The sequence below is a fragment of the Aliiruegeria sabulilitoris genome (genome assembly GCF_001558155.1).
GTDB lineage: Bacteria > Pseudomonadota > Alphaproteobacteria > Rhodobacterales > Rhodobacteraceae > Tropicimonas > Tropicimonas sabulilitoris.
Genome location: NZ_LOAS01000023.1, coordinates 76126 through 94232 on the forward strand (window position 1 = coordinate 76126; position 18107 = coordinate 94232).

Genomic DNA, 18107 nt, shown 5'->3' on the forward strand with positions numbered 1-18107 from the left:
CCTCAGCCCTCCTTCTCGATCTTGGTCAGGCTGTCGCGCAGCGCGATGCCGTACTCGTATTTGGCCGGGCAGGCAAAAGTGCAGAGCGCGAGATCTTCCTCGTCCAACTCCAGCGCGCCAAGTTTCTGGGCGTTGTCGGTGTCCATCACAAGCAAGGAGCGCAGCAACTGCGTCGGCAGGAAGTCCTGCGGCATCAGTTCCTCGAATGTCCCGATCGGCACCATCGCACGGCGTCCGCCATTCAGGTTCGAGCCCATCGAGAACTTCTTTGCCCGGGTGAAGGCGGAGGCCAGCACCGGCAGAACGGCGTATTGCTCAGGGCGCGGTGTGATCCAGGCCAGGAACTTCTGCGTGCGGTCCTCGTCGATCAGCGTCACGGCGCGGGCATAACGGCCGAGATAGTCGAAAGCGGCCCCATCGCTCATCCGTCCGGTCAGGACCGAACCGGAAATCGTGCGCAGCGGTGCATCGCCGTCAACTTCGCCATCGGTCAGATCGGCGAGCGAGGCGCCGAGATTGGTTCGAATCAGACGCGGGTTGGAAGCGCGCGGACCGGCCAGCGAAATCACCACGGAGGTGTCCAGCTTGCCGGTGTCCATCAGCGTGCCAATCGCGATGACATCCTGGTAGGAAATGGTCCAGACATGGCGCTCGGCGGTGGGCGGTTCGAGGTAGTGAATATGCGTCCCGGCAAGGCCCGCAGGATGCGGCCCGGAAAAAGTGGCCACCTCGACGCCCGCGACATCTCCGCCCGGAACAGACGCGCCGCTCGCGTGGCACAACCATGTCCGGCCTTCGCTCAGCTGCGCAACGGCCCTGAGGCCGGCCACGAAGGCTTGCGGTTTCTCGGCGATGATCAGGGCCGGGTCCGCAGCCAGCGGCTCGCTATCCATCGCGGTGACATAGATCGCGGCCGGCCGTGTGTCGGCGGCGGGGATCTTGGAATAGGGGCGCGTGCGGAACGCCGTCCAAAGGCCTGATTTCAGGATTTTTTCGGCAACTTCGTCTCCGCCGGAACCCTCCGGAAGAATGCCGAAATCCACGCCCGCATCGAACATGTTGTCGACATCGATCACCACGCTCTGCAACACCCGTCGGGCGCCGCGATTGATCGCGCGCACCCGCCCCGTGGCTGGCGCGGTAAAGACGACCTCAGGCGAATCCTTGTGACAATAAAGCGGCTGGCCGCGTTGGACACTGTCGCCCTCGGCGACAAGCATCTTGGGTTTGAGACCGATGGAATCGGCCCCGATCACCGCGACGGAGCCAATCGCTGGCCCATCGTGGATTGTCTGTTCCGGCGCCCCGTTAATGGGTAGGTCCAGACCCTTCTTGAATGAGAATTCGGGCATGTAACTCGCTGCGGTTTCCGTTCCGGTTCGATCGTTCCTCCGACCTGCGGACCATACGCCCCGTGCTGCTTTCCGGGGGCATTGTATGCATTGGCCTACAGACGTTCCTGATCCTATTAAGGAGTTCTACGCCGCAGCGCAACATTTTGCCCGGAAGCCGATTGTCTCAGTGCGGAAGGCCTTCCTCTTTCCGGAAATACCCTTGGGGGGAGCGCCGCCCCTCGGGCGGCGCGCAGGGGGCAGACTGCCCCCATCCGGCCCCGTTACCGGCAAAAGACCGCCCGCGTTGACAGCCCCCCCAAAAAGGTGCCAGACCCCCGGAAAAGCAATTCCACCCGGGAGCTTCCCTATGCGCGCCATTTACCTGCTGCCCCTTGGCCTCCTGCTTTCCGGCTGTTTCGGAGAGGAAGAGGGCGAAACCTATCGCTTTTCCGGCGAGACGATGGGCACGAGCTACAATGTCGTTGCTGTCGACGTACCCTCCGAGGTTACCGAGACGGAAATCGCCGTGGCGATCGAGGAGACGCTCAAGGCGGTCAATGCGTCGATGTCGAATTGGGACAAGCAATCGGAAGTCTCGCTCTTCAATGCCATTCAGAGCACCGAACCGGTAGAGATCTCGGCCGAGTTCGCCCATGTCATGGCGGCGGCGGACAAGGTGCACGCGCTTTCCGATGGCCGCTTCGACGTGACGCTGTTTCCGCTGATCGAACTGTGGGGGTTTGGCGCCAAGAAACCGGGCGAGCCGATTCCGTCGGACGCGGAGATCGCGGCGGCGCTGGAGCATGTCGGGCAGGCAGAGTTGGTCACGCTCGAGGGCGAGACGCTGACCAAGCGCGATCCGGCTGTCTCCGTCAACCTGTCCGCAATCGCCAAGGGCTATGGCAATGACGCGGTGGCCGAAAAACTGCGGGAATTCGGTATCGAGAACTACCTCGTCGAGATCGGCGGCGACCTGGTCTCGGCCGGCCGGAATGACAAGGACGAGGCCTGGAAGATCGGCATCGAGACGCCGGATTCCAAGACGCAGACGGTGGAAATGGTTCTGCCGGTCTCCGATCTCGGCATGGCGACCTCCGGTGATTACCGCAACTTCTTCGAGCAGGACGGCGTGCGCTATTCGCACCTGATCGACCCGACCACCGGCCGGCCGGTGACACACCGGGCGACCTCTGTGACGGTGCTGGCCGAGAACGGGATGATGGCCGATGCGCTGGCCACGGCAATGATGGTTATGGGCGAGGAGACCGGCATGGCTGTTGCCGAGGCGAACGATCTGGCCGTGTTTTTCATCTCGCGCGCTCCGCAAGGGTCCGATCAGGATTACGTGAAACATGCCAGCGCGGCATTTGAAAAACTGCGCAAGGCAGAGTAGATACGGAAGACCGGCCGCAAGGACAGACCCATGGCAACATTCGTGCTCGCATTCCTCCTGTTGACGACCATCGTCGTGGCGATGGCCATTGGCGTGATCGTCGTCGGTCAGAAAATGCGCATCAAGGGAAGCTGCGGCGGGCTCAACGCCATCGCCGGCGCGGATAAATGCGTGGTCTGCCAGAAAGACATCGATCCGGATTCGCCCTTGCGGGACAAGCTTCAATGCAAGCGCGCCCGGCGGATGGTCGAGGAGATGGAGGCGTCCTGACAGCTCCGACTGCATGGACCGCATGTCGAAGCCAGAGGCTTCGATGCCTTCCGCGAGGATATTTTCGGTCAGAAGAAGCGTGAAGTCGCTCCAATCGGGGGGCTTCACATTTCCATTGGCAGGAAGGCCAGGGCGAGGAAGGCAGCGAGCGCGGGCAGCCCGTAGGCCCAGGATTTCAGTTTCCAGTTCGGCCCCTGCGCCTTCCAGTTTTGTCGGAAGCCGCGTCCACAGAAGACAAGCAGCAGAAATAGCGGCACGGCCGTGATTGGCGTCAGGAAAAACGTGTCGTGCATGGGCGCATCCGGTATCAGGGAGCGCCTGTCTTGGCACAGCCGGGCTTGCCGGTCCAGAGCCGAGCGGGCTGTTTGCATTTTGGCCAAAACGGACAAAAACGCCCCATTTGGCGGAGGCGTGTAGAAAACTCAGGGTTTCGGAAGCCCGGTCAGGGGTCAGGCGGTCCTGAGCATCTTTTGCTGGGTTTCGATCTGGGTGTGGTCGATCTGGCCCAGGATCCTGTGGTCCGGCTCGCTGAGAAGCGTGGCGCCGGTATTGTCGAGCATCGCGGAGAAGGCGCGGGTTGCGTCATCGGCGACGATCATCACCACGGCTTTCAGTCCGCCATCGTCTGCCTTTCCGATGGAATGCACCGAGGCGCTGGTCAGCGTGGCAGGTTCCGCCAGGCTGTCCAGCAGAAGATGGATTGCACAGGCCGCATGCAGGTGATGGCAGACCTGGATCGCCAATTTTGCCCGCGATGTTGGGGTGACGGCCAGGCGTTTTCCCAGTTTGTGCGGATAGTGGAAAAGGATTTCGTCGATCCGGTCATAGCGGAGGCGGCGCAGTTCGGCGAGGCTCGGGCCGGGCGCGGCTGCCTGTGGCCGCTCCGGGACGGCCTCAAACAGGGCGAAACCTTCCTCGATCAGGACACCGAATCTTTCGCCGGCAACGGTGCGCATCCAGCGGGCAGGGGCGATCTTGTCCGGGCCGGTGGTCAGGTGCTGGACACAGCCGATATGGATCACGGGTTCGGGCGTCTGCCGGGACGCAGCGGCCATGCCAAAGCCGACATTTGCCGGGTTGGACAGGAAATGATCGATCTCGGCTATGGTTTCGGCGATTCCGGAGCCACGGCGCCGCCGGGCCTTCGTGATTGCGCGCCGTTGGGCGCGTCCGAAGTCCGAATCGTCGACCACTTCGAGCCAGGGTTGCGTGATGATCCATTCCGCGAGGGCCGAGACAAGCAGGCCCTCGGCTTCCAGCGCCTGGAACTGGTGATCGAGGCGCGTCAGCTCGGGCGCTTCGTCTTCATCCTCGCCGGTCAGGTCGGCGGCATCTTCAGGGTTGAGCGCGATCCAGGTCTGCATCTTTTCGAACAGGTCACGATACCTGTCGGCCCCGCAAGCCCGAAGTGCCTTGCCGGAATCGGACAGGGCGTCGGCCAGGCTTTGTTGGGAGCGACCGATGAAGCCGGCATGACCCCATGTGTTCACTTCACGGCGGTAGAGGTCGGCGTGATAGAGTTGCAGCGCTTCGGCGGGGAAGTCTTCCCGGCGGTAGCGTGCCTTTTCTGTCAGAACCGAGACATGGGAAGAGATATCGGCCACCAATGCGCCGGGATCCGTGGCGATGGAGCGGATGGAACAGGAACGCACGATGACCGGCTCGAAGGTTCTTTGAGTAGGGGTCATGGGCGGAATCGAAGGGGACGTCGTGTCGGGCGCAGCGGCGGAAACTCTTCGAAATCTTGAAAGAAGCTTCCTGAGCATTCTGCTTTCCCTTCATGCCATATTCCGGTGTTCCATTTGTCTCCAAAGCTCACGGCAGAAACATGGCGAAAGCGGGGAGTTCATCTGAAGTTTGACCTAAAGGAAGGCGGTTCTGTGACGCTGTCGCGAGGCAAAACAGGACGCCCCGCCACGGCAAATCCAGCAGCGTCGGGGCGATCAATGGGCGGGGCGTTCAGGCTTGCGGTTCGGGCGGCCTGCCGCTCAAGTTAGTCTTTGAAAACGCGTGCGAAAATTGTATCTACATGCTTGGTGTGATAGCCGAGATCGAACTTCTCCTCGATCTCCTCGGCCGACAGAGCGGCGCAGACATCGGCGTCGCCCAGCAGCTCGGTCTTGAAGTCCTTGCCTTCTTCCCAGACCTTCATCGCGTTGCGCTGCACGAGGCGATAGGCATCTTCTCGACTCACGCCGGCCTGGGTGAGCGCCAGCAGCACGCGCTGCGACATGACCAGCCCGCGGAACTTGTTCATGTTGGCAATCATGTTGTCGGGGTAGATCACCAGCTTGTCGATCACCGTGGTCAGGCGCGCGAGGGCGAAATCGAGCGTGATGGTGGCGTCGGGGCCGATATTGCGCTCCACCGAGCTGTGCGAGATGTCGCGTTCGTGCCAGAGGGCGACGTTCTCCATCGCCGGCACCACGGTCATGCGCACCAGACGGGCGAGGCCGGTGAGGTTCTCGGTGAGCACCGGATTGCGCTTGTGCGGCATGGCCGACGAGCCTTTCTGGCCCTTGGAGAAGAACTCCTCGGCTTCCAGCACTTCGGTGCGCTGCATGTGACGAATCTCGGTGGCGACATTCTCGATCGAGGAGGCGACGACGCCGAGCGCGGCAAAAAAGGCGGCGTGGCGGTCGCGCGGGATGACCTGGGTCGAGATCGGTTCGACCTCCAGACCCATCTTGGCGCAGACATGCTCCTCGACCGCCGGGTCGATATTGGCAAAGGTGCCGACCGCGCCTGAGACGGCGCCGGTGGCGATTTCCATCCGCGCCTTTTTCAACCGGTTCAGGTTGCGGTCCATCTCGGCATAGAAGCGGGCGAAAGTGAGGCCCATCGTGGTGGGCTCGGCGTGGATGCCGTGCGAGCGGCCAATGCGAATCGTGTCCTTGTGCTCCAGCGCACGGCGCTTGAGAGCGGCCAGAAGGCCCTTCACATCCTCGATCAGGATATCGGCGGCGCGCACGAGCTGGACGTTGAAACAGGTGTCGAGCACATCCGAGGAGGTCATGCCCTGGTGGACGAAACGGGCCTCATCGTTGCCGATGATCTCGGCAAGGTGGGTGAGGAAGGCGATGACGTCGTGCTTGGTGACGGCCTCGATCTCGTCGATGCGGGCAACGTCGAACTCGACATCCTTGGCTTTCCAGACGGCCTCGGCATTCGCCTTCGGGATCACGCCAAGCGCGGCCTGGGCGTCGCAGGCATGGGCCTCGATCTCGTACCAGATGCGGAACTTGGTCTCGGGCGACCAGATGGCAACCATGTCGGGGCGGGAATAGCGAGGGATCATGCGGGCGGCCTTCGGTTTGATATGAAAAGCGCCGGTGTCATAGCGGGCGGGGCGGGATGGAGCAAGCGTTCTGGCGTGTCGGACACGCGCTTGCCCGGCGAGAGGCAAGCGGCTAGTCCCGCGGGGACGGGAAAAGGCGTGAGGCGGGCGGAGATGACGGGAGCGGAGCACAAGCCGATGGACGGGCCGGATCTGGGCGGTTTTCTCGGCCTGTGGCGCATGGAGCGCGTAATTGACGACCGCCGCGCGGGCGAGATCCTGCGCCTGAGCGGTCGGGCGGAGTTGTCGAAGGCCGGCGACGGTCGGTTATGCTACTGCGAGACCGGGCAGCTGGATCTGGCCGGCGGGCAGAAGCTGCAGGCGGTACGGCGCTATTTCTGGCGCGCGGAGGGCGGCACGATCCGGGTGGATTTCGAGGACGGCCGCTATTTCCACAGCTTCGATCCTGCCGCTGCCGATCCCGATGCCGCGCATTGGTGCGACCCCGACCAATATGATGTGCGCTACGATTTCGCGCGGTGGCCGCGCTGGAAATCGGTCTGGCAGGTTCTGGGTCCACGCAAGGATTACACGATGACGACCTGGTACCGGCGCTCGCAGGACGGCTCAGCGTAGGCCGGTTTCCTCCAGCATTCCCCGACGCTTGGCCTCGTAATAATAGCCGCGCGAGTACCATTGGACGGCGCGGTCGAAACTGCCATCGGCGAGCATCCATGCGCCGCGCAGGTATTTCACCGCGTATTTGAGGTTGGTCTCGGCGTCGAGCAAAGCGCTGGGCGGGCCGTCATGGCCCATGGTGCGCGCCGTAGCCGGCAGGATTTGCATCAGCCCATAATAAGGCCCGTTGCGAGCGGCGGGGGTGTGGGTGCTTTCGCGGATCACCACCCGGTGTACCAGCGCGGGGGGCACTTCGTAGAGAAGCGCGTAGCGGTTGATCAAAAGGCGCAGTTCGGGGGTTTCGTTTGGATGCAGCGGCGCGTCATAGGCGGCGTTCAAGCGGCTGACATCGGGGCCCTTGCCCGCACCACTCGTGCCGCAGGCGGCAAGGCTTACCAGCAGCAGGACGAGGGCAGGGCGCAGAAGAAATGGTGGCATGAAGACACTCCGGGAACTCGGGAGAAGTGCTAAGCCGTCGCCGCGCCGCCGGGCAAGCGAAACTTTCAGGCGGAGCAGCTCGCCCCGCCGAGTACGCAGAATTTCGCGCAGTGCGGGTGATTGAGCGCCACGGCGCCCTCTGCCTCGGCCAGTGTCTTGCCCATCTCGAATTCCGGCTCGTAGGCCAGCAGCGTGCAGGCCAGCACGGCCGGGCTCGCCGCGCCGCGCCGTTTCACGACCATCCGCGAGGAGGCGCACATCACGGAGGCAGGCGATTTGCCAAGGATGTCCCAACAGGCGGTGGTGATCTCGGGCACCTCGACCGACATGTCCATTTCCGGAAACAGCACCGTCATGGCCGGATCCTGCGCATCGATGGCGAAATCCTTCGCCGCAAAAAGGCTTGCATAGCCGTTGCGAGCCGCGGCCTCGCTCTCGCCCCAAACGGTGCGCCCGGCCACTGCCATGCGGAACCCGCCGTCGCGCAGCCATTCCATGCCTTCGATCGTGCGGTCGAAACTGCCGGCGCCGCGTTCCTCTTCATGATGCTCGCGCGTCCAGTGATCGAGCGAGATACGCAGCGTGAGCCTGTCGCCAAAGCGGTCGCGGAGCATTTCCAGCCCCTTCTGCATCTGTGGACGCATCATCGGCCGCATCGCATTGGTCAGGATCAGCACCTCGTAGCCGCGCTCAAGGCTGCGGCGTGCCATCTCGATCATCTCGGGGTTCATGAACGGCTCGCCGCCGGTGAATCCGATCTCGCGCACGCCCCAGCCGCGCTCCTCCAATTGGTCGAGATAGGTTTCGACCTCGTCGGCGGTGATATAGACGAGCGCGTCATTTTCCGGCGAGCTGTCGATGTAGCAGTTCCGGCAGGTGATATTGCACAGCGTTCCGGTGTTGAACCACAGCGTCTGCGGGTCGCTCAGCGCCACCTGTGCGCGTTCCTCTCCATCCGCCGTCCGGTTCGGATCGGAGAATTTCCCGGCATTCGCCCCGTCGGTCTTTTCGTTCAACCCGTCATTCAGGTCCTTCACCCGCATCACTCCCTGCAGCTGCGCTGTTTCACCAAGTGCTAATCCCTGCTAACAGGAACCGAAAGGGCACAACCCGTAACTGACGTTGATGTGAACCCCTTGGATCAAGGTCGTGTTTGCGCTAACGGTGCAGGCGAAACCAAGCCTACCCAGTTTGCCGCGCGCTCGCGGCTTCGCTTTGCAGGAGCTCGAAAATGGTAGCACGCATTATTCCGGTGGAGCCGTTCGATCTGGTGATCTTCGGCGGGACGGGCGATCTGGCCCGGCGCAAGATCTTTCCCGGTCTTTACCGTCGTCTGGCCGATGGGCAGATGCCGCCGGAGGCGCGGCTGATAGGCGCGGCGCGCAGTGATTCTGATGATGCGGAATTTCGCGCGCTGATATCCGCCGCATTGGAGGAATTCCTGCCTGCGGAAAGTCTTCGGCCCGAAATCGTCTCGCAATTCCTCGACATGCTGTCCTATGTGAAAATCGATGCGCTCGGCGAAGGCGGCTGGCCAGAGCTCAAGGGGAAGATGCGGGAGGGTGCGGTTCACGCTTTCTATTTCTCTGTCGCGCCGTCTCTTTTCGGCCCGATTGCCGAGCGGCTCAAGGAGCGCGGCATCGCGGACGGACAGGCGCGGATCGTGGTGGAAAAGCCCTTCGGCCATGATCTCGCCTCGGCCAAGGCGCTCAATGCGAGCCTTGCGGCGCATTTCGATGAGACGCAGATCTACCGGATCGACCATTACCTGGGCAAGGAGACGGTGCAGAACCTGATGGCGGTCCGCTTCGGCAACATGCTGTTCGAGCCGCTCTGGAACAGCCAGTATGTCGATCACATTCAGATCACCGTCGCCGAGACGGTGGGCGTGGGCGGCCGGGGTGAGTATTACGACCGGATCGGCGCGATGCGGGACATGGTGCAGAACCACCTGTTGCAGCTCGTCTGCCTGATCGCGATGGAGCCGCCCGCGCGTTACGACCATGACGCGGTGCGGGACGAGAAGCTCAAGGTGATCCGGGCACTCGACCCGATGGAGCCCGACGACATCGTGCGCGGCCAGTATGCCGCGGGTCCGGGCGGGCCGTCCTACCTCGAAGACGTGGGCGATCCGCGCAGCCGTACGGAGAGTTTCCTTGCTATGCGGTTGGAAGTGTCTAACTGGCGTTGGGCGGGCACGCCCTTCTACGTGCGCACCGGCAAGCGGCTCAAGGCACGTGCCTCGGAGATCGCCATCGTCTTCAAGGACGCGCCGCACTCGATCTTTGACGTGCCGCGCGGGCGGCACTCCAACATCCTGTCGATCCGGTTGCAGCCCAACGAGGGCATGCAGCTTGGCGTGACGATCAAGGAGCCGGGGCCGGGGGGCATGCGGCTGATCGACGTGCCGCTCGACATGACCTTTGCCGAGGCGCTCGGCGACGACCATGACGCCATTCCTGATGCCTATGAACGCCTGATCATGGACGTGATCCGTGGCAACCAGACGCTCTTCATGCGCGGCGACGAGGTCGAAGCGGCCTGGGCCTGGACCGATCCGGTGATTGCAGGTTGGGAAGCGCGGGGGCATATTCCCTCACCATACGATCAGGGCTCGTCCGGGCCCGACGACGCGCTGATGCTGTTGCATCGCGACGGCAGGAGATGGAGGGAAATCCGGCCATGAATTTCATCGAGTACCCTGACAGGGATCTGATGATGATCGGCCTTGCCGATCGATTGTCGAGCGAGTTGGAAAACACGCTGCTGACGCAGGCACGTGCAACGCTTTGCGTGCCCGGCGGTACGACCCCGGGGCCGGCCTTCGATTCGCTCTCGGCTTCCAACCTCGACTGGAGCCGCGTGAACGTCGTGCTGTCGGATGAACGCTGGGTGACCGAGGACCAGCCGCGCTCCAACACGCGGCTGCTGAAGGAGCGTCTTCTGGTCGGCAATGCGGAGCGCGCCTACTTGCAGCGGATCCGTGCCGAAACCGCGACGCCCGAAGAGGCGATGGATGCGATGATCGCCGAAGTGCGGCTGATCCTGCCGATCACGGTCCTGCTGCTGGGGATGGGCAATGATTACCACATTGCCTCGATCTTCCACGATGCCGACAATTTCGAGAAAGCGCTCGCGCCCGACGCGCCGCCGCTGATGGCGATGCGTTCGCCCACCGCGCCGGAACCGCGGGTGACGCTGACGGCGCCCGTGCTCGCCAACGCCATGCATACGCATATTCTCATCACCGGGCCGGAGAAACGCGAGGCCCTTGAGCGGGCGCGCAACTTGTCGCCTCGTGAAGCGCCGGTGAAGCTCGTATTGAATGACGCAACCGTTCATTGGGCAGAATAGAGGTCCCCATGTGGAATGAGCTGAAGGCCTACCGGGCCAGTGTCGACAACCGCTCCATCCTGTCGCTTTTCGACTCCGATCCCGGTCGCGGCGGCAATTTCTCCGCCAGTTTCGGCGATATGCTTTTCGATTTCTCGAAGACCAATATCGATGCCAAGGCGCTCGACCTGCTGATCAAGCTTGCCGAGGGCGCGGATCTGGCGGGCCGACGCGACGCGATGTTCTCGGGCGAAAAGATCAACGAGACCGAGGGCCGCGCCGTGCTGCACACCGCGCTGCGCAATCTCGATGGCGGCCCGGTTCTGGTCGATGGCGCGGACGTGATGCCGGAGGTGCTGGCCACGCTCGACCGCATGGAAGGTTTCGCCGCCAACGTGCGCGACGGGATTTTCAAGGGGCAGGGCGGCAAGATCACAGATGTCGTCAATATCGGCATTGGTGGCTCCGATCTCGGCCCGGTCATGGCGCTGCAGGCGCTGATGCCCTATGCGGACGGGCCGAAATGCCACTTCGTTTCCAACGTGGATGGCGCGCATGTGTCAGACGTGCTGCGTCCGCTCGACCCGGCGACGACGCTGGTGATCGTCGCGTCCAAGACCTTCACCACCATCGAGACCATGACCAACGCGCAGACCGCGCGGGCCTGGATGAGCGAGAAAGTCGCCGATCCGGCGGCGCAGTTCGCGGCGCTCAGCTCGGCCACGGAGAAGACCGCCGCCTTCGGCATCGATGCCTCCCGCGTCTTCGGCTTCGAGGACTGGGTCGGCGGGCGCTATTCCATGTGGGGGCCGATCGGCCTCAGCGTGATGCTCGCCATCGGTGGCCCGGCTTTCCGCGCCTTCCTGCGTGGCGCGCAGGCGATGGACAATCATTTCAAGGCGGCGCCGCTGGCGGAAAACCTGCCGGTCCTGCTGGCGCTTGTCGGCATCTGGCATCACCAGATCTGCGGCTACCCCTCGCGCGCCGTGCTGCCCTATGAGCAGCGGCTGCTGCGCCTGCCGGCCTATCTCCAGCAGCTTGAAATGGAGAGCAACGGCAAGCGCGTCTCGATGGACGGCGCCGATCTGGAGGTGGTCTCGGGCCCGATCGTCTGGGGCGAGCCGGGCACCAATGGCCAGCACGCCTTCTACCAGTTGATTCACCAGGGCACCGGCGTTGTGCCGTGCGAATTCATGGTCGGCGCGCAGGGGCACGAGGCGGACCTCGCCCATATGCATCGTCTGCTCGTGGCCAACTGCCTTGCCCAATCCGAAGCGCTGCTGCGTGGCCGGTCTCTGGAAGAAGCGACCGCGATCATGGCGGCCAAGGGGCTGGAAGGGGCTGAGCTGGAACGTCAGGCGCGCCACCGCGTCTTCCCGGGCAACCGTCCCTCCACCACGCTGGTCTACCCGCTGCTGACGCCCGAGATTTTCGGCCAGATCGTGGCGCTTTACGAGCACCGTGTGTTTGTCGAAGGCGTGATCCTCGGCATCAACAGCTTCGACCAATGGGGCGTCGAGCTTGGCAAGGAGCTTGCCACGGCGCTTGGCCCGGTCGTGGCCGGCGAGAAGGGTACCGAGGGCAAGGACGGCTCCACCGCGCTGCTGGTGGAAACAATCCGCAAACACGGCGGCTGATCGAAAGACGTAGCGGGAGGCCGTTCGCGCGGCCTCCGCGAAAACTGGATGACGGGGGCAGGCCGAGAGATTCGGTGCCTGCCCTTTGTCTTTATTTGGGGGCGAAGGTCGGCCCGACAGAACTCCACGAGACATTCAGGTGGGTCACCAGCGCCTCCTCGGCGGCGTCCGGGTCCCGTTCCAGAATCGCGGTGTAGATCGCCAGGTGACTGGCATAGCTTTTCCGGTTGAACTCTGGAGAGCCCTCCATCCGCCGCCAATGTGGCGCCAGCCACGTGGTATAGGCGCTGTGAAGCGTCGGGAAGATCGGGTTTCCGGGGATCGTGTAAAGGACCCCGTGAAAATCCATGTCGGTGTCATAGAAGGCATCGAAATCCATGATCGCCGCCTCATTGGCAGCAAGGGCTTCCTTCAGTTCGGCGATATTCTCCCGAGTGGCCGATGTTGCGGCATCCCGAACCAGCCCTCGCTCGACAAAGACGCGGCTCTCGAACAACGATTCCGCGCCCTGTTGATGCTGCAGCATGAGTTGCACGATCGAACCGACGGTGTTGAGCGCGGTATCGAAGCCGGGTTTGCGGATGATCGGCCTGTAGCGCGGCTTCGCTTCCAGCAGGCCGCGCCCGGCAAGGGTCGCGACCGCTTCCCGCACGACGGTCCGGCTGGCCGAGAACCTTTCCATGAGGTCCCGTTCCGACGGCAATGGCGTGTTGTGCAGCAGCGTCCCAGACAGGATCTGTTCCTGGATCCGCTCGACGATTGCGTCCGAGGCGCGTCCGTCCGGCGCGGCGTTTTCGATGGCCTTTGAGCGACTCGCCTTGGTCACGGTTATGTGCCTTTGGTCTGATGATACGGGTAGGGTATAACCTTCTGGGCCGGGTATTCCAGTAAAAACCTACCAAATCCGGTTGGTTGTTGTCGTTTGCGCTAAAGGAGATTGACCTTTGGGCGCTAGTTCGTTTAGGTTCGCCCCAATTTGGTCGGTCCAAAGCATTCGGGCGAAACGGAGGATTTTTCGAAATCCGGTGGGGCATCCCGCCACCCGTTATCTGCGCCCTTCTGTGCTGGAGCGTCCTTGCCACATGTGCCGGAAAGGGAACCAGATATGGCCTGCATCGTTTCTCTTCGGGCACAGCGTTTCGCGCTCCCGCTCGGCGAGCTGCATTCTTTCCCGATCGACGGTTACACAACCCGCCCTGACGTGTTCGAGGACAGCCTTGCTGTTGCCCCCGACACGCCCGGCACCGGTGTGGTTTTCGATTGGGACAAACTGAACGCCGCCAACGACCTGGCGGCCTGAGGAGGACGAAAGAGAGTCATGACTATCACGGCAGCATTCTACCGAGGCGACAAGAGCTTCGAAGTGAAACAGATCGAGGCCGAGGCGCCGGGCGCCGGTCAGGTCCAGATCGAAGTCGCGTTCTGCGGCATTTGCGGCACGGACCTGCACGCCTATCTCGGGCACATGGACGGGCGCGTGGGCTTCGACCGCATTCTTGGCCACGAGATGTCGGGCACCGTCAAGGCCGTCGGCGAGGCTGTCGAGGGCTGGAAGGAAGGCGACCGTGTCGTCGTTCGCCCGCTCGATCCTTGCGGCGAATGCCCGGCCTGCAAACGTGGCCACAGCCATATCTGCCACAAGCAGACCTTCATTGGTCTCGACAGCCAGGGCGCGATGCAGCAGCTCTGGAATGTGCCGGCCCACACGCTGCACCGCGTCCCCGAGACTGTCTCGCTGCGCGACGCTGCTCTGATCGAGCCGTTGGCCGTGGCCTGCCACGACGTACGTATGGCCGAAGTGGCGGAGGGCGAGGACGTCCTGGTCATCGGTGGTGGACCCATCGGCATGCTGGTCGCCATGGTGGCCCGTGCCGCCGGCGGCAAGGTGACGATCTCCGAGGTGAACGAGAACCGCCTGGCCTATGCCGACAAGCTCGGCTTCGACACGATCAACCCGAAAGAGGTCGATGCCGCCGCAGAGATCATGAAGAAGACCGGCGACAAGGGCGCGGATGTGATCTTCGAGGTCTCCGGCACCCAGCCGGGCGTTGACCTGATGACGGAAGCCGCCTGCACCCGCTGCCGCATTGTCATGGTTGCCATTCATGCGAGCAAACCGACGGTGGACATCTTCCGCTTCTTCTGGCGCGAACTGAAACTCATCGGCACGCGCGTCTACGAACCCGAGGATTACGAAAAGGCGATCGCTTCCATCGCGGCCGGTGACATCGATGCCGACAGCTTCATCACCGATATTCGTCCCCTCGACAAGATCGGTGAGGCCTTTGCCGAGCTGACCGCCAACCCCAACGCGATGAAATCGCTTCTCCAGATCAACGGGTGATAAAATGTCTGACCTGAACATGTTCGACCTTACGGGCAAGACTGCCCTCGTAACCGGCGCCAAGCGCGGCATCGGCAAAGGCATGGCGCTTGGCCTCGCGCAGGCGGGTGCCGACATCATCGGTGTTTCGGCCTCTCTTGAAGCCGAAGGTTCGGCAGTGGGCAAGGAAGTCGAGGCACTGGGCCGCAAATTCAAGGGCTATTCCTGCGACTTTGCCGACCGTTCCGCGGTGACCGCTTTCGCCGCCAAGGTTCTGGAAGAGAACCCGCAGATCGATATCCTGATCAACAATGCCGGCACCATCATGCGCAAGCCGGCCGCCGAGCACCCCGATGAGTGGTGGGACAAAGTGATCGAGGTGAACCTCAGCGCACAATTCGTGCTGACGCGCGAGATCGGCCGCTCGATGATCGAGCGCGGCTCGGGCAAGATCATCTTCACCGCCTCGCTGCTGACCTTCCAGGGCGGTATCACCGTGCCGGGCTACGCGGCATCCAAGGGCGGGATCGGCCAGCTCACCATGGCCTTCGCCAACGAATGGGCGTCCAAGGGCGTGAACGTCAACGCCATCGCTCCGGGCTACATCGCCACCGACAACACCCAGGCGCTGCAGGACGACCCGGAGCGCTCCGTCGCCATACTCGGCCGCATCCCGGCTGGCCGCTGGGGCAAGCCCGAAGACTTTGCCGGCCCGGCCGTCTTCCTTGCCTCGGATGCCGCCAACTACGTCCACGGCGCGACACTGCTGGTCGATGGCGGCTGGATGGGCCGCTAAGTCAAACAGGCTGGGCAGAAAGACACCGGGGGTCGCCTTTGGGCGGCCCCTTTGCTTTTGGCCGGTTCGAAACGCCTTCGCCTTGAGATGGGAGCGTATAGACCGTTCGGGGGCACGCGCTTCGCGCGCGGGGGGGGGGGCAACACCCCCATTGCTATCCTGTCGATATTGGCGCAGCGAAAGGACCTTGCTCTTCGGCGTTCTGTCGCGCTCGGGAGGGCTGGTTCGAACGCTCAGTTCAGCGCTACGACATATTTCACCACTCGGTTATTGTCGCTGTCGGAAAAGTAATAGGCGGGGCCACGTATGGCGACGCCTTCGGGATCGTCGAGCAGGCCGGGGCCCATGCCAGGGCTGCCGCTGCCGATCACGCCCAGAAGGCTGTCGGTGGCCGGGTCGATCAGAAGCACCCGATGGGCGTCCTGGTCGGCGACCACGAGCTTTCCGAAATCGTCCACATCGAGGTAGCGCGGGCCGATGAAGCCGAATTGCGGGCCGGACAGGATTCGAAGTTGTTCGAGCTCGGGGGAGAATTGCACAAGGCGGCGGTTGAAATTGTCGGCGACCCAGATCGTGCCATCCGGAGCCTCGGCAACATCATGTGCGCCGGGCATGCCGCCGGCGGTGGCAAGTAGGGTCTCTCCTTCAACGGCCATTAGCTGGCCCGTTCCCGAGGCCATGACATAGAGACGCCCGTTCGAATGGGCCAGCGCGCCTTCGGTGCGGGGGAAGGGACCAATGAGCCCTTCGTTAACGGGTGCGTCGCCCGAGAAGTCGAATATCCCGACGGCGTTCGAACCGGTCACGGCGATATAGGCCTTGCCGTCCGGTCCGAAGGAGATGTCATGCACATTTGGCAGCATCCCGTCGCCAAAGGTTTCCAGCAATTCGAGCGTGTCGGGGTCCAGCACGGCGATGCGGCTGCCGAATTTGTCGGCCACGTAGAGCCGTCCGTCCGGTCCGAATGCAAGGTCATGCGGGTCGTTCAGCACCTGCGGACTGGCGCCGGCGAAGCTGGCGAAAGGGGCAGGGGCGTCCTGCGCCATGGGCGCCTGTGCGAGCGCAAGCAAGGCCAGCGCCGTTCGGCAGGCATGGCGAATTGGATTCAACATCGCGGTCTCCGTTCCTGTTCGACAGGGTAGCGGCGTTCTGGAACGGAGCAAGTCCCTGCTTCTCTCCTGCTGTCAGCCGAACAGCGAGAGAGCCGCTCCGCCAAGGGCTGCGACCAGCACAACGATCCAGGGCGGCGTTTTCCAACTGATCAGCAGAACGAAGCAGAGAAGCCCGAGCGCAAAGCTGCGCATATCGGTGATCGCGCTGGTGAAGACCGGCGCGTAGAGGGCGGCGCCTAGGATGCCAACCACGGCGGCGTTTGTGCCCATCATGGCGGCCTGTGCGCGGGCGAGGTTGCTAAAACGCCCCCAGAAGGGCAGCGCGGCCAGCAACAGCAGGAAGCCGGGCAGGAAGATCGCCAGCAGCGCGATGCAGGCGCCGGTTTGGCCGTTGGGGGCAGGCGTGACGCTTGCGCCGAGATAGGCGGCGAAGGTGAAGAGCGGGCCCGGAACGGCCTGTGCCGCGCCATAACCGGCAAGGAAACTGTCATGGCTCAGCCAGCCATTGCCGACGGTTTCGGCCTCCAGCAGTGGCAGCACGACATGGCCGCCGCCAAAGACAAGCGCCCCCGAGCGGTAGAAACCATCGAAGAGCGCCCAGCCCTGTCCCAGACCCGCCAGAAGCGGCAGGCCCAGCAGGAGCAGGGTGAAGATGGCAAGGCAGGCAAGGGCAAAGGCGCGCGAAACCGGCACGGCGAGCGCGCCTTCGGCTGGCGCGGGCTGGGGGCGCAGGAAGGTCAGACCGGCAAGCCCGCCCGCAAGGATCGCCGCGATCATACCGACGGCGCCGGGCAGGACGGCCAGAAGGCCCACGGCCAGCACGCCAATGGCCGCGCGCTCCCTGTCGGGGCAGAGGCTTCGGGCCATGCCGAGGACGGCCTGGGCAACGATGGCCACGGCGACGATCTTGAGGCCCGACAGCAGGCCAAGCCCAACTGGACCGGAGAGCGAGGCCGACCCAAGGGCAAAGACCAGCAGCAATAGGGCGGAGGGCAATGTGAAGGCCGTGAAGGCGGCAAGCGCCCCCAGCGGGCCGGCGCGCATCAGTCCGATTGCAAAACCCGTCTGGCTCGATGCGGGACCGGGCAGGAACTGGCACAACGCCACGAGGTCGGCATAGCTCCTGTCGGTCAGCCAGCCGCGGCGGCTGACGAACTCCTCCCGGAAGTAGCCCAGATGCGCGATCGGGCCCCCGAAGGAGGTCAGGCCGAGCTTGAGAAAGGCAGCGAAGACCTCGCTTGGGGTGCCCGGTTGCGATGTCGGGGAGGGGCGCTGCCCGCCCGCGCCGGAGGGGGTTTTCTGCACTGTCATCGGTCCTGTTCCCGAGCGATTTCCGCTTCCCGGAGATTTGCAGCTTTGGCTCGGATCGCAAGGGGCGATTGCGGGCGAAGCCTGCGCCGGAGGGACTCAGGAGTGAATGCAACCGCAGCGCAACTATGTTGCGGTTTTCGTGACAATTCTTTAGCTATGCAATTCTGTGGTGGCGCTATGCGCTGAAAGCATGACGGGAATACAC

18 protein-coding genes are annotated in these 18107 nt (G+C 63.4%); 9 read left to right on the forward strand and 9 right to left on the reverse strand.

Annotated features, from left to right (window positions below):
- Positions 1–2: 2 nt before the first annotated feature.
- A complete protein-coding gene (locus tag AX756_RS18230) occupies positions 3–1352 on the reverse strand; it encodes a Na(+)-translocating NADH-quinone reductase subunit A (protein WP_068315033.1) in 1350 nt (449 codons plus the stop codon).
- A 349-nt stretch (positions 1353–1701) separates the two neighbouring features.
- On the opposite strand from AX756_RS18230, the gene AX756_RS18235 reads away from it, so the two are divergent.
- Both AX756_RS18235 and nqrM read left to right on the forward strand, forming a co-directional pair.
- A complete protein-coding gene (locus tag AX756_RS18235; protein ID WP_068315036.1) occupies positions 1702–2727 on the forward strand; it encodes an FAD:protein FMN transferase in 1026 nt (341 codons plus the stop codon).
- Positions 2728–2757: 30 nt separating this feature from the next.
- Positions 2758–2997 (forward strand): (Na+)-NQR maturation NqrM, encoded by a 240-nt coding sequence (nqrM, locus tag AX756_RS18240; protein ID WP_068315039.1) that lies wholly within the window; start codon positions 2758–2760, stop codon positions 2995–2997.
- 104 nt (positions 2998–3101) lie between these two features.
- On the opposite strand, the gene AX756_RS18245 is transcribed toward nqrM, so the two are convergent.
- The 3 genes from AX756_RS18245 to purB form a co-directional block, all read right to left on the reverse strand.
- The gene (locus AX756_RS18245; RefSeq protein ID WP_068315042.1) at positions 3102–3290 is read right to left on the reverse strand and encodes a hypothetical protein; all 189 of its coding nucleotides are present in this window, start codon (positions 3288–3290) and stop codon (positions 3102–3104) included.
- Positions 3291–3446: 156 nt separating this feature from the next.
- On the reverse strand, positions 3447–4685 hold the full coding sequence (locus AX756_RS18250) for a DMP19 family protein (protein WP_156461558.1): 1239 nt from the start codon (positions 4683–4685) through the stop codon (positions 3447–3449).
- Positions 4686–4990: 305 nt separating this feature from the next.
- Positions 4991–6295, reverse strand: a complete 1305-nt coding sequence (gene purB / locus AX756_RS18255; protein ID WP_068315049.1) for an adenylosuccinate lyase — start codon at positions 6293–6295, stop codon at positions 4991–4993.
- Between the two features lie 153 nt (positions 6296–6448).
- On the opposite strand from purB, the gene AX756_RS18260 reads away from it, so the two are divergent.
- The gene (locus AX756_RS18260; RefSeq protein ID WP_231701093.1) at positions 6449–6910 is read left to right on the forward strand and encodes a DUF6314 family protein; all 462 of its coding nucleotides are present in this window, start codon (positions 6449–6451) and stop codon (positions 6908–6910) included.
- Here the strand turns inward: AX756_RS18260 and AX756_RS18265 are convergent.
- Together AX756_RS18265 and AX756_RS18270 are read right to left on the reverse strand one after the other, a co-directional pair.
- On the reverse strand, positions 6902–7390 hold the full coding sequence (locus AX756_RS18265; RefSeq protein ID WP_068315052.1) for a lytic transglycosylase domain-containing protein: 489 nt from the start codon (positions 7388–7390) through the stop codon (positions 6902–6904). The two genes, AX756_RS18260 and AX756_RS18265, sit on opposite strands and share 9 nt — an antisense overlap.
- Before the next feature lie 65 nt (positions 7391–7455).
- The gene (locus AX756_RS18270; protein ID WP_438938414.1) at positions 7456–8427 is read right to left on the reverse strand and encodes a radical SAM protein; all 972 of its coding nucleotides are present in this window, start codon (positions 8425–8427) and stop codon (positions 7456–7458) included.
- A 194-nt stretch (positions 8428–8621) separates the two neighbouring features.
- Here AX756_RS18270 and zwf point away from each other — a divergent pair, with 194 nt between their 5' ends.
- Genes zwf through pgi form a run of 3 tightly spaced genes read left to right on the forward strand, consistent with a single transcriptional unit; the run spans position 8622 to position 12360 of the window.
- Positions 8622–10076 carry a glucose-6-phosphate dehydrogenase gene (gene zwf / locus AX756_RS18275; protein WP_068315055.1) on the forward strand — a complete coding sequence of 485 codons (1455 nt, stop codon included), beginning with the start codon at positions 8622–8624 and terminating at the stop codon, positions 10074–10076.
- Entirely contained in the window at positions 10073–10744 is a 672-nt protein-coding gene (pgl, locus tag AX756_RS18280) for a 6-phosphogluconolactonase (protein ID WP_068315059.1), read from the forward strand. The genes zwf and pgl overlap by 4 nt, the downstream gene beginning before the upstream one ends.
- Before the next feature lie 8 nt (positions 10745–10752).
- Complete coding sequence (pgi, locus tag AX756_RS18285) at positions 10753–12360, forward strand: glucose-6-phosphate isomerase (protein ID WP_068315061.1); 1608 nt, start codon at positions 10753–10755, stop codon at positions 12358–12360.
- 91 nt (positions 12361–12451) lie between these two features.
- Here pgi and AX756_RS18290 read toward each other — a convergent pair whose 3' ends face one another.
- The gene (locus AX756_RS18290; RefSeq protein ID WP_068315064.1) at positions 12452–13186 is read right to left on the reverse strand and encodes an FCD domain-containing protein; all 735 of its coding nucleotides are present in this window, start codon (positions 13184–13186) and stop codon (positions 12452–12454) included.
- 279 nt (positions 13187–13465) lie between these two features.
- Between AX756_RS18290 and AX756_RS18295 the strand changes: the two genes are divergently transcribed.
- From AX756_RS18295 to AX756_RS18305, 3 genes are read left to right on the forward strand one after another with little or no spacing between them, the layout of a single operon-like run.
- On the forward strand, positions 13466–13660 hold the full coding sequence (locus tag AX756_RS18295; RefSeq protein WP_068315067.1) for a hypothetical protein: 195 nt from the start codon (positions 13466–13468) through the stop codon (positions 13658–13660).
- An 18-nt stretch (positions 13661–13678) separates the two neighbouring features.
- On the forward strand, positions 13679–14704 hold the full coding sequence (locus tag AX756_RS18300) for a zinc-dependent alcohol dehydrogenase (RefSeq protein WP_156461559.1): 1026 nt from the start codon (positions 13679–13681) through the stop codon (positions 14702–14704).
- 4 nt (positions 14705–14708) lie between these two features.
- A complete protein-coding gene (locus AX756_RS18305) occupies positions 14709–15479 on the forward strand; it encodes an SDR family NAD(P)-dependent oxidoreductase (protein WP_068315071.1) in 771 nt (256 codons plus the stop codon).
- Positions 15480–15712: 233 nt separating this feature from the next.
- Here AX756_RS18305 and AX756_RS18310 read toward each other — a convergent pair whose 3' ends face one another.
- The gene (locus AX756_RS18310; RefSeq protein ID WP_068315074.1) at positions 15713–16591 is read right to left on the reverse strand and encodes a Vgb family protein; all 879 of its coding nucleotides are present in this window, start codon (positions 16589–16591) and stop codon (positions 15713–15715) included.
- A 72-nt stretch (positions 16592–16663) separates the two neighbouring features.
- The gene (gene chrA / locus AX756_RS18315) at positions 16664–17902 is read right to left on the reverse strand and encodes a chromate efflux transporter (protein ID WP_082739180.1); all 1239 of its coding nucleotides are present in this window, start codon (positions 17900–17902) and stop codon (positions 16664–16666) included.
- Between the last annotated feature and the right edge of the window lie 205 nt (positions 17903–18107).

Coding starts and splice junctions, on each gene's coding strand:
- AX756_RS18235 (WP_068315036.1), top strand. CDS start 1,702: ATGCGCGCCATTTACCTGCTGCCCCTTGGCCTCCTGCTTTCCGGCTGT.
- AX756_RS18245 (WP_068315042.1), bottom strand. CDS start 3,290: ATGCACGACACGTTTTTCCTGACGCCAATCACGGCCGTGCCGCTATTT.
- AX756_RS18305 (WP_068315071.1), top strand. CDS start 14,709: ATGTCTGACCTGAACATGTTCGACCTTACGGGCAAGACTGCCCTCGTA.
- AX756_RS18260 (WP_231701093.1), top strand. CDS start 6,449: ATGACGGGAGCGGAGCACAAGCCGATGGACGGGCCGGATCTGGGCGGT.
- AX756_RS18250 (WP_156461558.1), bottom strand. CDS start 4,685: ATGACCCCTACTCAAAGAACCTTCGAGCCGGTCATCGTGCGTTCCTGT.
- purB (WP_068315049.1), bottom strand. CDS start 6,295: ATGATCCCTCGCTATTCCCGCCCCGACATGGTTGCCATCTGGTCGCCC.
- AX756_RS18300 (WP_156461559.1), top strand. CDS start 13,679: ATGACTATCACGGCAGCATTCTACCGAGGCGACAAGAGCTTCGAAGTG.
- nqrM (WP_068315039.1), top strand. CDS start 2,758: ATGGCAACATTCGTGCTCGCATTCCTCCTGTTGACGACCATCGTCGTG.
- pgl (WP_068315059.1), top strand. CDS start 10,073: ATGAATTTCATCGAGTACCCTGACAGGGATCTGATGATGATCGGCCTT.
- pgi (WP_068315061.1), top strand. CDS start 10,753: ATGTGGAATGAGCTGAAGGCCTACCGGGCCAGTGTCGACAACCGCTCC.
- chrA (WP_082739180.1), bottom strand. CDS start 17,902: ATGACAGTGCAGAAAACCCCCTCCGGCGCGGGCGGGCAGCGCCCCTCC.
- zwf (WP_068315055.1), top strand. CDS start 8,622: ATGGTAGCACGCATTATTCCGGTGGAGCCGTTCGATCTGGTGATCTTC.
- AX756_RS18310 (WP_068315074.1), bottom strand. CDS start 16,591: ATGTTGAATCCAATTCGCCATGCCTGCCGAACGGCGCTGGCCTTGCTT.
- AX756_RS18230 (WP_068315033.1), bottom strand. CDS start 1,352: ATGCCCGAATTCTCATTCAAGAAGGGTCTGGACCTACCCATTAACGGG.
- AX756_RS18295 (WP_068315067.1), top strand. CDS start 13,466: ATGGCCTGCATCGTTTCTCTTCGGGCACAGCGTTTCGCGCTCCCGCTC.
- AX756_RS18265 (WP_068315052.1), bottom strand. CDS start 7,390: ATGCCACCATTTCTTCTGCGCCCTGCCCTCGTCCTGCTGCTGGTAAGC.